The 13662-nt window shown below is 65.7% G+C and carries 13 protein-coding genes; 2 read left to right on the plus strand and 11 right to left on the minus strand.

What is annotated here, in order from left to right; translation table 11 throughout:
- Window positions 1–68: 68 nt before the first annotated feature.
- The 4 genes from JQ603_RS25275 to JQ603_RS25290 form a co-directional block, all read right to left on the minus strand.
- On the minus strand, window positions 69–1217 hold the full coding sequence (locus tag JQ603_RS25275) for an amidohydrolase (RefSeq protein WP_212343391.1): 1149 nt from the start codon (window positions 1215–1217) through the stop codon (window positions 69–71).
- A gap of 100 nt (window positions 1218–1317) precedes the next feature.
- Window positions 1318–2406 carry a mandelate racemase/muconate lactonizing enzyme family protein gene (locus JQ603_RS25280; protein ID WP_212343392.1) on the minus strand — a complete coding sequence of 363 codons (1089 nt, stop codon included), beginning with the start codon at window positions 2404–2406 and terminating at the stop codon, window positions 1318–1320.
- A 150-nt stretch (window positions 2407–2556) separates the two neighbouring features.
- Window positions 2557–3750: a M20/M25/M40 family metallo-hydrolase gene (locus JQ603_RS25285; protein ID WP_212343393.1), complete on the minus strand. Its 1194-nt coding sequence runs from the start codon at window positions 3748–3750 to the stop codon at window positions 2557–2559.
- 67 nt (window positions 3751–3817) lie between these two features.
- Window positions 3818–5062, minus strand: a complete 1245-nt coding sequence (locus JQ603_RS25290; protein WP_212343394.1) for an MFS transporter — start codon at window positions 5060–5062, stop codon at window positions 3818–3820.
- Between the two features lie 189 nt (window positions 5063–5251).
- On the opposite strand from JQ603_RS25290, the gene JQ603_RS25295 reads away from it, so the two are divergent.
- Window positions 5252–5590: a hypothetical protein gene (locus JQ603_RS25295; RefSeq protein WP_212343395.1), complete on the plus strand. Its 339-nt coding sequence runs from the start codon at window positions 5252–5254 to the stop codon at window positions 5588–5590.
- 8 nt (window positions 5591–5598) lie between these two features.
- Here the strand turns inward: JQ603_RS25295 and JQ603_RS25300 are convergent, their stop codons facing one another.
- The 5 genes from JQ603_RS25300 to JQ603_RS25320 all read right to left on the minus strand — a co-directional run bounded on the left by JQ603_RS25300 (window position 5599) and on the right by JQ603_RS25320 (window position 11627).
- Entirely contained in the window at window positions 5599–6138 is a 540-nt protein-coding gene (locus JQ603_RS25300; RefSeq protein WP_212343396.1) for a hypothetical protein, read from the minus strand.
- A gap of 234 nt (window positions 6139–6372) precedes the next feature.
- Entirely contained in the window at window positions 6373–7887 is a 1515-nt protein-coding gene (locus tag JQ603_RS25305; RefSeq protein WP_212343397.1) for a CYTH and CHAD domain-containing protein, read from the minus strand.
- A 111-nt stretch (window positions 7888–7998) separates the two neighbouring features.
- Window positions 7999–8178, minus strand: coding sequence for a hypothetical protein (locus tag JQ603_RS25310; RefSeq protein WP_245003846.1), 180 nt, complete (start codon window positions 8176–8178; stop codon window positions 7999–8001).
- A gap of 14 nt (window positions 8179–8192) precedes the next feature.
- The gene (locus JQ603_RS25315; protein WP_212343399.1) at window positions 8193–9323 is read right to left on the minus strand and encodes a PepSY-associated TM helix domain-containing protein; all 1131 of its coding nucleotides are present in this window, start codon (window positions 9321–9323) and stop codon (window positions 8193–8195) included.
- Window positions 9324–9344: 21 nt separating this feature from the next.
- Window positions 9345–11627, minus strand: a complete 2283-nt coding sequence (locus tag JQ603_RS25320; protein WP_245003847.1) for a TonB-dependent siderophore receptor — start codon at window positions 11625–11627, stop codon at window positions 9345–9347.
- A 144-nt stretch (window positions 11628–11771) separates the two neighbouring features.
- On the opposite strand from JQ603_RS25320, the gene JQ603_RS25325 reads away from it, so the two are divergent.
- Window positions 11772–12485, plus strand: a complete 714-nt coding sequence (locus JQ603_RS25325) for a TetR/AcrR family transcriptional regulator (RefSeq protein WP_212343400.1) — start codon at window positions 11772–11774, stop codon at window positions 12483–12485.
- A gap of 87 nt (window positions 12486–12572) precedes the next feature.
- Here the strand turns inward: JQ603_RS25325 and JQ603_RS25330 are convergent, their stop codons facing one another.
- Both JQ603_RS25330 and JQ603_RS25335 read right to left on the minus strand, forming a co-directional pair.
- Window positions 12573–12839, minus strand: coding sequence for an HGGxSTG domain-containing protein (locus JQ603_RS25330; protein WP_212343401.1), 267 nt, complete (start codon window positions 12837–12839; stop codon window positions 12573–12575).
- Window positions 12836–13435, minus strand: coding sequence for a hypothetical protein (locus JQ603_RS25335; RefSeq protein WP_212343402.1), 600 nt, complete (start codon window positions 13433–13435; stop codon window positions 12836–12838). Before JQ603_RS25335 ends, JQ603_RS25330 begins: the two co-directional genes overlap by 4 nt.
- Window positions 13436–13662 lie beyond the last annotated feature (227 nt).

Here is a 13662-nt window from a genome sequence, read left to right on the forward strand (position 1 = left end):
ACGGTGTGTCCGCTCTGAGGTCTGCCTTCGGGAGTAAAGCTGATGCGGCCGATTTATGAGTACACGCCCTAGTTCGCGCTGAGCGCCGTCTTGGCGACCTCGGCCATCCAGCCGGATGCGACGGGGAGGATCGCGTCGTTGAAATCGTAGCGCGGGCCGTGCAGCTCGGCGCCGTCGCGCAATTCGCCGTTGCCGATCCAGACGAAGGCGCCGGGCCGATGCTTGAGGTAGAAGGCGAAGTCCTCGCCGGCCATGCTCGGCGCGAGGTCGCGGCAGAGAGGGGCCTGCACCTTCTCGGCGGCGAGGCGCGCGAGGCCCGCCTCGGCCGGCGTGTTGATCACCACGCCGACGCCCATGACGATCTCGGGCGTGACCTTGACGCCGAAGCTCGTGGCAATGCCGGCGCAGGTCCGTTCGATCCCACTGAGGATGGTGTCCTTGATCTCCTCGCGATGAAACCGCAGGGTGCCGCGGATCGTGACGCGTCCGGCGATCTGGTTCGGCGCGGTGCCGCCCTCGATCGTGCACAGCGACAGCACCGCGGTGTCGAGCGGATCGACGCTGCGCGAGACGATCGACTGCAGCGCCACGATCAGATGGCCGGCCGTCATCACGGGATCGCGCGTCAGATGCGGCATGCCGGCGTGTCCCGCATGGCCCTCGATGGTGATGGTGACGCGTCCGCCGGAGGCCATGACGACGCCGTCATGGACCGCGATGCTGCCGGCCTGAAGACCGGGCCAGTTGTGGAAGCCGAACACCCGCTCCATCGGAAAGCGCTCGAACAGCCCGTCCGCAACCATCGTGCGCGCGCCGCCATAACCTTCTTCGGCCGGCTGGAAGATGAAATCGACCGTTCCGCTCCAGCTGGTGTCGGCGGCGAGCAGCGCCGCTGCGCCGAGCAGCGAGGCGGTGTGCCCGTCATGGCCGCAGGCATGCATCACGCCGGAACTGGTCGAGGCGTAGGGCAGGCCGGTGTCCTCGGTGATCGGCAGCGCATCCATGTCGGCGCGCAGGCCGACGCGCCCTTGCGCCGATCCGCGCCTCAAGGTCGCGACAATGCCGTGGCCGCCGACATCAGCCTCGAAGGGAATACCGAGCTCGGTGAGCCTGTCCTGCACGAAGGCAGAGGTTTCCTTCTCCTGGAGGGACAGTTCGGGGTGGGCATGCAGATGCCGGCGCCACGCGGTCAGTTTCTGGTGCAGCTCGGGTGTCAAGGCGGGGGTCTCTCGAATTTGGCGACCCGCCACCATACCGAAATCCTCGGCCCGTGCATCCGGTGCCAGCGAATAGCTCGCGTGCAACAGAGCGCGTTGCCTACGCCGCCAGCTTCGCCAGCCCCTTCCAGTCGAAGCCGATGCCGTGGCCCGGCCGCGAGGCGGCCTGCGCCTTGCCGTCCTCGAGCACCAGCGGATGCTCGATATAGGCGTCCAGGCCGAAACCATGCGCCTCGAGGTAAGAGCGGTTCGGGCAGGCCGCGAGCAGATGCACGGTGATGTCGTGCGCGCCGTGGCTGGTGACGGGCAGGTTGAAGGCCTCCGCCAGCCGCGCGATCTTCATGAAGGCGGTGACGCCGCCGCAATTGGTGACGTCGGGCTCGGGATAGGACACCGCACCCGCGACGATGTAGTTCTTGAACTCCCACAGCGATCGCAAATTCTCGCCCGCCGCGATCGGCACGCCGCCGGCCTGCATGATGCGGGCATGGCCCGCGACGTCGTCGGGGATAACAGGCTCCTCGAGCCAGGTGAGATCGTAGGGCACGAAGGCGCGGGCGGCGCGGATCGCTTCCTCGACCGTCCACTTCATGTTGGCATCCGCCATCAGCGGGAAGCCGTCGCCGAGATGCTGTCGCATCGCCCGCACGCGGGCGACATCGGAGGCAAGGTCGGGCCGGCCGACCTTCATCTTGATGGCGCGGAATCCCTTCGCGAGATTGCCGTCGGTCTGCTTGAGCAGCGCCTCGACCGGGAGATCGAGGTCGATGCCGCCGGCATAGCAGGGCACGCGCGCATCGAAGCCGCCGAGCAACTGGTATAGCGGCAGCTTCGCGCGCCGCGCCTTCAGGTCCCACAGCGCGATGTCGAGCGCCGAGAGTGCCAGCACCGTCGGCCCGCCGCGCCCGCCATAATGCAGCGCCCACCAGACGTGATGCCAGATCGCCTCCGTGTCGTCGGCCTCGCGCCCTTCGACCAGCGGCGGAATCTCGCGCCCGAGGATGTCGGCGGTGGCTCCGCCATTTCGGCCCACAGTATAGGTGTAGCCGACGCCCTCCGCACCATCGGCATCGCGGATGCGGCAGGTGATCAGCTCGAACGCCGCGATCTCGCCATGGGTGGAATCGGACAGCGTGACGGGGAGGGGAATCCGGTAGAGCCCGGTCTCGATCTTTGCGATGCGTGCCATATGGCCTCCCTGTTTTTTTCTTTTTTCGTAGGGTGGGTTAGCTAGCGGATGCGCGTAGCGCAGTCCGCTGGCGTAACCCACCTCTTCTGTCTCTGCGGATACGAACAGTGGTGGGTTACGCCTTCGGCTAACCCACCCTACGAACCTGACTCACCGCATCGTCGCAACCTGCAGCGCCAGCGCGCAGGCGCGATCGTATTCGTCGAGATTGATCCACTCGTCGACCGTATGCGCCTCGTTCTGGCCGGCGCCGAAGGTCACGGTCGGAATGCCGTGGCGGACCATCCAGTTGGCATCGAGGCCGCCATTGGCGGCGCGGACGTTCGGGGTGCCGCCGACCGCGGACACCGCCTCGATCGCGCGCTTCACCACGGGGAGGTTCTCCTTCATGCGGAACGGATAGTAGTCGGTCTCGGCCTTGAACTTGACCTTGCCGGACTTGCCTTGCGCGTTCGTGACCTTCTTTGCCGCCTTCTCGAACGCGGCCTTGTAGGCCTTGGTGATCTCCTTGAAGAATTTTCCGTCATGGCTGCGGCATTCGCCGCGCACATGCACGTAGTCGGTGACGACGTTGGTGGCATCGCCCGCGGGGCGGCCTTCGCCGCCGGTGACGGGGCCGACATTGCTGGTGCCTTGCTGCTTGCCCTTCACCACCTTGCCGAACCAGCCGCCGGCCTTCACGTCCGCAAGCGCGAGGGCCATGATCATGGTTGAGGAGATGCCGCGCTCGGGTGCGACGCCCGCATGCGAGGCGCGGCCGAAGATCTCGACGGTCCAGCGGTCGGCGCCGACCGCCCCGATCACGACGTTGGACGCCGAGCCGCCGTCATAGTTGAACGCCATCACCGGCGAGCCGAGCTCGTCCAGCTTGACGTGGCGCGCGCCATAGAGCCCGCTCTCCTCGCGCACGCAGAACAGCAGCGTGATCGGCGGATGATCGAGCTTCTGTTTTGCCAGCTCGGCGGCCAGCGTCACCAGCACGCCGCAGCCGCAGCGGTTGTCGCCGCCGAGCGCGGTCTTGGCCTCGTTGACGATCTTGCGGCCGGACTTCTTCGGCTTGGCGCCGGCGCACAGCGGCACCGTGTCCATGTGGGTCATGAACATGATCCGCGGCTGGTTGTGCAGCGCGCCGCGGCCGGGCAGGTCGACGATGAGGTTGCCGGTCTCGGTCGGCACGGGAATGCGTGTGTTGGCATCGTCGAGCCGGATCGCCTTCGCCGGCACGCCGGCCTCCTTCAGCGCGGCTGTGAGCTCACGCCCGATCGCCGCCTCCTGTCCGGTGACGCCCTCTACAGTGAGGAAGCGCATGAGACGATCGGTAGCGGCTTTGTGGTCGACAGGCATGGACTGGAATTCCCTTGATGCGAGTAGCGGCGCAGCATCCCCTGTGCTTCCGCATTTCGCAAGGGGCTCAGACAGGTCGCGTGTAGATCAAAAAGATCAGCACGCCGAACGCCAGTGCCGCGGCCATGAACAGCAGCACGGCCGGCAGCCCGGCGAGCGCCGCCACCGCGCCGGTGACGGATTGCATCAGCGCGGTGCCGAGAAAGAAGGCGAGGTTGACGGCCGCGAGTGCCTTGCCTGCGACCTGCGCGTCGACGAGTTGCCTGGACATGCCGAACAGCAGCGGCTGGGAGGAGGTGAAGAGCCCGATCAGCACGAACAGTGCCAGATCGTAGTACGGCGGCATGACGTTCACGCCGAACAGCCATGCGACGGCAAAGTGCGGCGCTCCCAGCGCCATCAGCGCGAGCAGCAGCACCGCGACCGCGTGGGTGCCCGCGACCAGCTCGCGGCGGCGGCCGAGCCTGCGGTCGATCATGCCGATCAGCAGGGGACCTGCGATCATCGCCAGCGTGAACGCACCGAGCTGGTTGCCGGCCTCGACCCGCGTCAGTCCCTTGATCTCCATCAGCCATGGTCCGCCCCACAGGCCGCGGAGCACCAGCGTGCTCGCCAGCGACACCAGCGCCAGCGCGATCACGCCGCGCAGCGGCCGCGACAGGCCGAGCCTGACCACCTCCGTCATCTGCGACAACGGCGAGGAGTCGTCCTTGTGCTCGGCCGGCTGGCTCGGCACCAGCACGAACACCGCGAGCGCGACGAGGATGCCGCCGAGCGCCGAGATCCAGAACCCGGCGCGCCAGCCGAAATTGTCGATCACGAAGGCGAGCGGGCTCGACGATAGCAGCATGCCGACATTGCCGATCGAGAGGATGGCGCCCGACCACAATCCGAACCGCGCCGCGGACAATTGCTTGGCGGCGAGCGTCATCGGGCACATCAGCATGCCCGAGGTCGCGACGCCCAGCATGAGCTGCCCGACCGCAAAACTCTCAGGTCCGGTCGCAAACCCCGAGGCCACCGCGCCGAGCACGGTTCCTGCGAGCAGGCCGAGCGACACCGGCCGCACGCCGAACCGGTCCATCGCCGCGCCGACCGGGATCTGCGAGGCCGCAAAGGCGAAATGATAGACGGAGGTCAGGCTCGCCAGCGCCTGCGGCTCGATGCGGAAATCCGCCGCCATCAGGTCGAGACTGACGGCCGGAATCGTGCGCAGCAAGGTCGAGAGCATGTGCCCGCAGGCGAGCGCTACCAGCGCGAAGATCAGCGCGCGGCTGGCATCGCCCGCGTCGTCGGTCGCAGCAGTCCCCATCGGCATTCCGTCCCGGCAATTTTCCTGTGGCGTTACACGATCGGGGCGACCGTGCCAAGCCGGAGCAATGGCCTCGCCACACGCCTCTGAGGCTGTGCGCGATTATTTGTGTTACGAGGACGCGCAACAGCCGCTTGCCTCGATTTCCCCTTTGTGCTGGCATGCCGAAAACGACCCGGGGGAAGTGTCATGCAACGATATGTCGCCCGTGCCAACATCGATCACTATATCGGCCTTCTGAACGGAGGCGATCTGCCGCCTCATAACCGGGACACGATCCTCAAGCTGCTGATCGCGGAAGAAGACTCGCTCGGCCATGACCTCGAGCATCTCGAGTTTGCGGAAAGCCGGGCGGCGAGCGGCCGCCAGCGGCTGAACCATCTGGTGCGCCTGCGCGGCGCTTTTGCGCCCGGCACGACCGAGCGCGCGCAAGCCGACCGGACCGTGGTCAACTTCGAAAGGCTCCAGGCGCTGCTGGACGACTTCTGTCATCGCCTGCGCGACAGGATCAACGCGCGGGGCCTGTAGGCGCCCGCTCACCCGACCCGCGGATTCACCACCACATAGCCGCGCAACGAGCGCGCATGGATGCGCGTGGCCCGGCCGCCTGAATTGCCGTCATACGCCATCCACACGTCTCCCCCGACATGCTGCTCCAGAACGAAGACGTGCCCGTGCCGCGCGGCGACCATCCCGGGGGCGGGCGAGGTCCGCGGAAAGCGCAGCCAGTTCGCAGCCAGGTTCAATCCCGGCACGATGTGGCCAAATACGCGGATCGCCGCCGCGCAACCGCAGAAAGAGCGCGGGCAGCCGGAAGGGCGGCCGCCGACGACTTGGGCCGTGCCTTCCACTGTTGCAACCCGCATGATGGCAACGCGTCCCGTGCCCTCGCGCGGCGCGCCAAGTCCCGATGCCGTCGTGCGCATGTTCGAGCCGGAGAAGTCGCAGGGCATGGTGACGTTGCACTCGGGCGGCGGCGCCACGAGGAGGGATCGAGCGGGGCGTGCATCGGCAGCGCCCGTTGAAATCGCGACAATACAAGTAAAAGCAAAACCAAACGCAACATGACGGCGCATCGCAGGTCTCCAGGTTCATGAAGCCTGCCCCGCCGCAGAGAAGGAACAAAATCCTGGACCAAAATACGACGGCGAACCCGGGCGAAATGAGAAACTTTTGTGGCGCTCTTAACCCAAGTTAGGTGAACGTCCGGCCGGACGCCACCACGGCCACGCCCGCAGCGGCTTCAGCGCGTCATCCGGCAAGGAGCCGATCTACGTCTGCAACGACCGATAATGTGCCGGTTTTCGTGGTCATATGCCCGGTGCGATGCGCAGCCGGTGCAATCGATGAAGCTCCCCGGCGGCGTCCTTCATCAGGTTGCGCGCCGCCTCACGCTCCCGGCCGACGATGAACCCCGATGCAAAAGCCTGCGCGCGCCGGTTCGCCGGCGGCGCCGCCAACGCCGTCTCCGTCGCCAGCTCGCGATGCGTCATGAAGTCGTTGAGCGATCCCAGCGCGGATTGAATCGCCTTCAGCTGGCCGGAAAGGCTTGCGAGCTGCTTGCGGTCGCGATTGCCGTAGAGGCTCCCAAAGAAGTCGACGGCGTAGCGGATCTTCTTGATCCTGATCCGCAGCTTGTGACGCTGCATCGGGTCGAGATCGTCCAGATGCTTGCCCTGCTTGCGCGCCTTCCTGATCCGGCGGTCCAGCACCGCCGCGGCGTAAGCGGCAATCGACTGGTCGTCATCGGCGCGGGGCTGTCCGGTCTCGATCCACTCGATCACGTCGATCAGCAGGCGGCGGTAGCGGGGCGATTCGACGGCCTCGCGGGCGCGCGCGAAGGCGGCCCTTCGCTCCGCGGAAAACTTCTTGGCGATCGCGCGAGCGCCGCGTTTCGGGACGCCCTGGCCGGCGATCGGCAGAATGCTTTCTGTGAGGAAGACGTCGATCTCGCGCGCCGCCGCCAGCTCGCCCGTAAGCCATTTGAGCTCGGCCTTGATCCGTTCCGTGCTGGCGCGCGGCAGGATGTCGGAGAACAGCGAGATCGCGGCCCGCAGGCGCCGCAGGCCGACGCGCATCTGGTGGACACCTTCCGAATCCATCTCCCGCACCGGATCGGCATTCGTCGTAATCTGGCGAAGCGTCGAATGCGCGATCACGCCGAAGGCATTGCGCGGCGAGAGCTCGCCCTTCAGCTCGATCGGCCCGGCGTGCTGCGCGCCTGCGCCGTGTCCCGTCACGAGTTGAAAGCCTCGCTCCGCTTTCGAGCGCAGATCGAGCTCGGCGCCCGTTCTGCGTTCGAGATTGCGCGCCAGTCTGAACAGATCGGCGACCTGCCCGGATTTCAATTCCAGCTCGAGCTCGGCGACCGGCCGCGAGCGCCGCCCGGCGCCGATGCGGCCGCGGTCGACGGCGAGCTCGATCCGGCTCTTTCGCACCCGCCTTGCCTCGGTGGTGCGATGGACCTCGGTCTGAAACACCGGCCGCAGCTTGCGTGAAAGTTTCTTGGACGCGAGATCCGCAAGAGGCGTGTTCTTGATCTTCTCGAAGTCGGGCTTCGCGCCTGCGACCTCATGTTCCCATTCGCCGCGTGTCACCGTTCCGGAGCCGCCGGCCTTCACGGTCTGCACATAGCGATCGCCAGCCTTGCGGACGCGGAGCGTGAGACCATGTCGCCTGAGCTTCTGCTTGCCGGTGTCGTAATAGGTCGACACCAGATCCTGCTCGGACCGGTCGCCGCGTCGTCCGTTCGATGTGCCGGCGCGCAACACGGATGACAGCTTTCGCGGCGCAAGGCGGAATTTGAGTTCCGTTTCGGCATTCATCGGGCATGCTTCCGTTGCCCATTCAAAGTAGCGCCGGTGCGAGAAGTTCCGTGTGCAACGGGCATTTCGAATCCCGATGCGGGCAGTGCGGAGAGCGGACCGGACACGGCGTCAGGATTGTTCGGGCGGCAACAGGCCGCGAACGAGATAATATCCGCTGCATAGGCAAGGCACCGCCAGCGTCACCCACGAAAGGGGCCACCAGAACCCCCCTTCACCGATCAGGGCCGCGAGCAGACCGAACAGCGTCACGAGCGCCAGCAGCGCCGGGATCGCCCAGGGCGCTTGCATTGTCCGGCCTGTCGTCATCGGGCGGGCTCAGCCGGGACTGCTCCCACGGCGTCGACGACAGCACGGCCCGAGCGCCATTTGGCGAGCCAGAGATACAGGCCGCTGATCAGGATGATCATGGTGACGATGTCGAGGATCGCCCAGATGATCTTCAGCGGCAACCCGCCGTAGTCGCCGAAATGCAGCGGCTGCGACACGAACAGAGCCGTCGCGTACCATGGCATGTCGCGAACCGCGACGACTTCGCCGCTGGCCGCATCGATGATGGCCGGTTTGAGGATGCGGCTCGTGAGCGGCGTATCGCCGGTCAGGAACGCCGCGTAATGCGTGGGCGTGGAAAACGGGCTGCCCGGAAAGGCGAGCGTCGTGACCGTCATTCCCGGCACGGCTGCGCGGACCCTGGCGAGCACCAGGTCGACCGGTGCCCTGCGATCGTCTTGCGCCTGTCCGCTGTTTTGCGCCGCCATCTCGATCAACTGGTTCGACTGCCACATCAGCTCGATCGGCGCCGCCAGCGTATTGATCACGCCCGTCAGCGTGACGATGCCGAACCAGGCCAGGGTGATGATGCCGAGCAGATTGTGGAGGTCGAGCCAGCGCAGCCGGTTGCTGTGCCGCTTGCGTATCTCGCCGAACCTGAGGCGCCGCGCAAACGGCCCGTACAGGACCATGCCAGAGACGATCGATACGGCCAGCAACAGTCCCATGCCTCCGAGGAACAGCGTGCCCTTGATGCCGGCAAACAAATCGGCATGAAGCCGCAGCATGACATAGATGAAGCCCTCATTGGGCTGGTCGGCGCTGAGTGCCTTGCCGGTCCTGACGTCGAACACCTTGTAGAAGAAGGTGTCCGGGGCAGACGTCATGCTGGCGGCCGTCGGTATCTTCACGATCGGTTTCTCGCGATCGTAGAACAGATACGGCACGACCTCACCCGGCCGCCCGGCGAGCGCCTGGGCGATCATCGTGTCCACGGACGCGCGGCTGCCGGAATCGGCGACCTCGTCGATCGCGGGGCTTGGTCCCAGCTCCTCGTGAAAGATGAGGGGCAGTCCCGTGAGACACAGGAGCAGCGCAAAGATCGTGCAGATCAGGCTGCTCCACTTGTGAATCCAGGACCACCACCGCAGCCGTGTCGCTGTCATGGCCGGCACAGCATCATGCGATCACCACCGGTAGCGCAGGCCCGCGAGCGCGAGCCGGCCGTTTCCGAACTGGCAGTAGAAGTTGGAGCTGCAACTGGTGTAGTAGCTCTTGTCGAAGAGGTTGGTGACGTTCAGCGTGACCTCCGCGCCCTTCCAGGCGCGCACGAGATTGGCGAGGTCGTAGCGCACTGCGGCGTCGAACACGACGTATCCCGGCGAAACCAGGCTGTTGATGTCGTCGCCATAGCTCGGGCCGACCGAACGGACGCCGCCGCCGATGGTCAGGCCGGCGAGGCCGCCGGTGAGAAAGCTGTAATTGGCCCACAGCGACTCGAAATGCGTCGGCACGGCCTGCGGGCGCTTGCCGATCGCCGTGAGGTCGGTCGATCGGGTGACCTTGGTGTCGAGGAAGGTCGAGGCCGCGATGATCTCGATGTTCTCGGTCAGCTTGCCGCGCGCCTCCAGCTCGACGCCGCGCGAGTGGATCTCGCCCTGCTGCACGCTGAGGCCCGCAACAGCGGACGGCGTCAGCGTGTTCTGCTGGCGCAGGTCGAACACGGCTGCGGTGAACAGCATGTCGACAAAGGCCGGCTTGTATTTCACGCCGCCTTCATACTGCTCGCCCGTCGTGGGCACGAAGGGCAGGCCGCCGGGCCCGACACCGATCGTCGGCTCGAACGACGTCGAATAGCTGACGTAAGGCGCCAGACCGTTGTCGAAGAGATAAAGCAGACCGGCGCGATAGGTCTGCTTGTCGCTGTCCTGCGACGTCTTGGCCAGCGAGATCCGGTTGTCGTTGTTCTGCTCGGTCCAGTCGTGCCGCGTGCCGAGCGTCAGGCGAAAGCCGCCGAACTTCATCTGGTCCTGGACGTAGATGCCGGTCTGCGACAGCGACTGGTCGTTGTTGATGAACGGAAACAGCGTTCCCACCGGCTGATAATAAGCGGGGTTCACGACGTCGAGCGAGGTTGCGGCGCCGAACTGATAGAGCCATGAGCTGCGCGCGTTCTGCTGGTCCCAGCCGGCGAGCACGGTGTGCTCGACCTCTGATGTCCTGAAGTCGAAGCGCAGGCGGTTGTCTGCGGCGATGCCGTCGGCGCTCTCGGTGGACCGGATCGCCGCGCGGGGAATCGTGCCGGCCGCGGTGATCGGGCCGAACATCTGAAGCGACTGGAAGTCGGTATCGACCTTGGCGTAGCGCAGCGCCGAGTGGAAGCTGACGACGTCGTTCAGGCGGCGGTCGAACACATAGCCGACACCCGATTGCTCGCGGTCGAAACGATCGAACCCGGGATCGCCGATGTTCAGATTGCGATTGAGATACGGCCGGTATGCTGCCGGCGCCAGCGATTGCGGATAGAGCGAGTTGAAATATCCGCCCTTGGGATCATGCTGATAGAAGCCGGATACCGTCAGCTGCGTATCGGCGTCCGGGCGCCACGTGATCGCCGGCGCCACGCCAAAGCGCTGCTCGTCCACGTCGTCATAGCGCGTGCCCGACATCCGGCCGATCGCGCTGATGCTGTAGAGCCATTGATGCGCAGCATCCAGCGAACCCTGGCTGGTGATGCCGCCCTGGATGCGGCCGTAGCTGCCGCCTTCGATGCGCACCTCGTTGTAGGGGACGTCGCTCGGCTGGCGGCTGACCAGATTGACGAGACCACCGGGGCTGATCTGCCCGTACAGGACGGCCGAGGGGCCCTTGATGACCTCGATGCGATCGAGCAGGAACGCGTCGATCGACGTCACCGCGAAAGCCTGGCCGCGCGGCAGCTTCAATCCATCCAGGAAGCTGACGAAATTGGTCGAGATGCCGAAGCCGCCGATGCCGCGCAGGAACACGCTGTCATAGCGCGTGGTCGCATCCACTTCGGAGAGGACGCCTGCCGAATATCTGAGGGCATTGCCGACGGTCTGCGGATTCTGCTCGTCGATCTGCCGGCGCGTTACCGTGGTGACCGATTGCGGAGTCTCCAGTACGGGCGTGGACGTCTTCGTCGCCGTCGACTGGTTGGTGGAAAGCACCCGGTCGCGCGTGTCCTGCCGGCCTGATGTGGATGCCGCTGCTGGAGCAGCCGGCGCCGGTGCCGTCGGATTGCTCCTCGCCCGGGCGCTGCGCCGCGTCGTCACCTGTTGACGCTGTGATGCGACGTTGCGCGCCGCCCGTTGCGCTTGCGGTGCGTCCACCGTGACCGGCGGCAGCGCGGTGTTTTGCGCAAAGGCCGGCACGTCGAACGCCAGAAAAGCAGTAGAACCAAGCAAAAGTGCCGCACCTCGCAGAGTCCGCTGCGATCCCCCGGTCATTCCCATTTCAAAACCCCAACCAAAATCTGCGGACCGGCTTAAAACAAAACGGGACGGAACTGTCCAGTTATGCGGTTGGCATTTTCGAGTATTTAGAACTATTAAAAGTCCAGCGGATGATTCCGGGACCGCGCAGGGGAAGGCATGAAGACGGCAGTGAAGACCGGCAAGCGCAGCAGGACATCCGCCAAGGCACCCGTCAGCAAGCGTGTCGGCGCAAGGCGGGAAGGCCGTGGCGGCCGGCCGACCAAGGCGGAAGCGCAGGCGATCGAAGACCGGATCCTTTCGGTTGCGGCAGAATTGTTCGCCAGGGACGGCTATGCTGCGACATCCATGGAGCGCGTCGTCTCGGAATGCGGCGCCGGCAAGGATACCATCTACCGGCGCTACCCATCGAAGCGCGCGATCTTCGATGCCGTTCTCGGGCGAAGCCGCCGCCGCATCATGGCGCTCCTTGCCGATCTTCAAGTCAGGCAGTCGGGTCAGAACAGCCTTGCGCAGCTCAAGGAGCTGGCGAGTTGTCTCCTCGACATCAATCTCGATCCGGAGCTGGTGGCCTTCAAGAGGATCGCCGCGAGCGAGATGATGGTGGCTGCCGGAAACGACGCCGAGCCGGAGCCGGACGCCATCATGTCGCTACTGCGGACCTCCGTGACCAAAGCCCAGTCCGATCAGCGCCTCGTCTCGGGCGATACGAACTTCCTGACCGACTTTCTCATCAACAGCATCATCGTCGGCCCGACCACGCTGGCGATGTTCGGATTCAAGCCGCTCGCCTCGGCCAAGGAGCGGAAGCTGTATTTCGACAAGGCATGGAAGCTGTTTCTTGGCGGCGCTGTCGGACGGCAGGACAGGTGAGGGCTGCCGGTCGCCTTGACGGTCTTTTGGCTGGCCGATATGCCGGCGACGCGCCGCTGTGACCGCTGGATGACGCGGCGGCGCAGATCAGGTCAGCTCCTTCAGCAGTTTGTGCGCTTCGTCCAGCAGAGAGCAGATCTGCCTTCGCTCGCTGATCGCTTCCCCAGCGAACCGTCCATGCTTGCGCGCGTTCCGGTTTCCTGGCGGCGCGCCGCATCCCGGTGCGCCGCCGTGCATGCGGCAACGCGCCTTGCCGTGCGCGGCCGGCGAACGGCAGGCCGTGCCGCTGCGGGTCATGGCGCCACAGCGCGGACTGGCCCGCATCGAGAGGGTGTTGCGGGTGTGGCCGGTCATACGACACTACCTTGTCTTGCTTCGCTCTGGCTCTCCGCAACGATCACATTCGCATGCTGCGTGAGGTTCCCCACGATCGCCTTGCCGCCGTCCTGCACCGACAGGTTCTGCACGGTGATCGCGCGCTCGCCGCTGTTGCGATGGCGGCTCAGGGCCTCGGTCTGTGCCGCGAAGGTGCGGGCCAACCGGGTCAGGGCGCGCGTGGCGCTTTCCTGTTGCGCAAGGTCGTCGGTGAAGGCAAGGCGGCAGGCGGAGCGCATCGCCATGGCGTGAACCGCCACCATCTGCGCCGCGAGCATGGCCTCGATGGAATCCCTGGGCGCGATGCTCTTCATCATCGAGACCATGAAGGCGAGATTGGCCTCGTCCGGCTTCTGCCCGATCACGCTCGCCTTCATGAGCTGCTTCAGGATGCCTTGCAGCGCGTCGCGATCGACCGCGCCGAGGGCCTCGGCGAGCAGGCGCTCGCCGGCTTGCTGATCGGGATGGTCGATCGCGATGCGCCGCCGATGCAGCCTGATCCGCGGGCTTGCCGGTCTGCCGTAACCGTTCGCCGCGATGGATGTCGTGCTGGTGTGTTCCAGAGCTGTCGTCATGTCGATGTGTCCCTTGCCGGTGCACGCGCGGGCTCGCGTGAAGCGAAGCCGATCGCGCTTTGCGCGGCGGTTGCGATTTTCAGACGTCGATGCGGGATTTACGCGGAGCCGCCGCGAGGCGCCCATGGCCGGGCGGGCCGGATGCTCACGGTGATCGCGATGATGCCATTCTGCCACTGTTTTGCCCGACGGGTCAAACTAATTTAGCAAAATCAGAAATCGTGGGT

The sequence above is a fragment of the Bradyrhizobium liaoningense genome (genome assembly GCF_018130825.1).
Classification (GTDB): Bacteria; Pseudomonadota; Alphaproteobacteria; order Rhizobiales; family Xanthobacteraceae; genus Bradyrhizobium; species Bradyrhizobium liaoningense_B.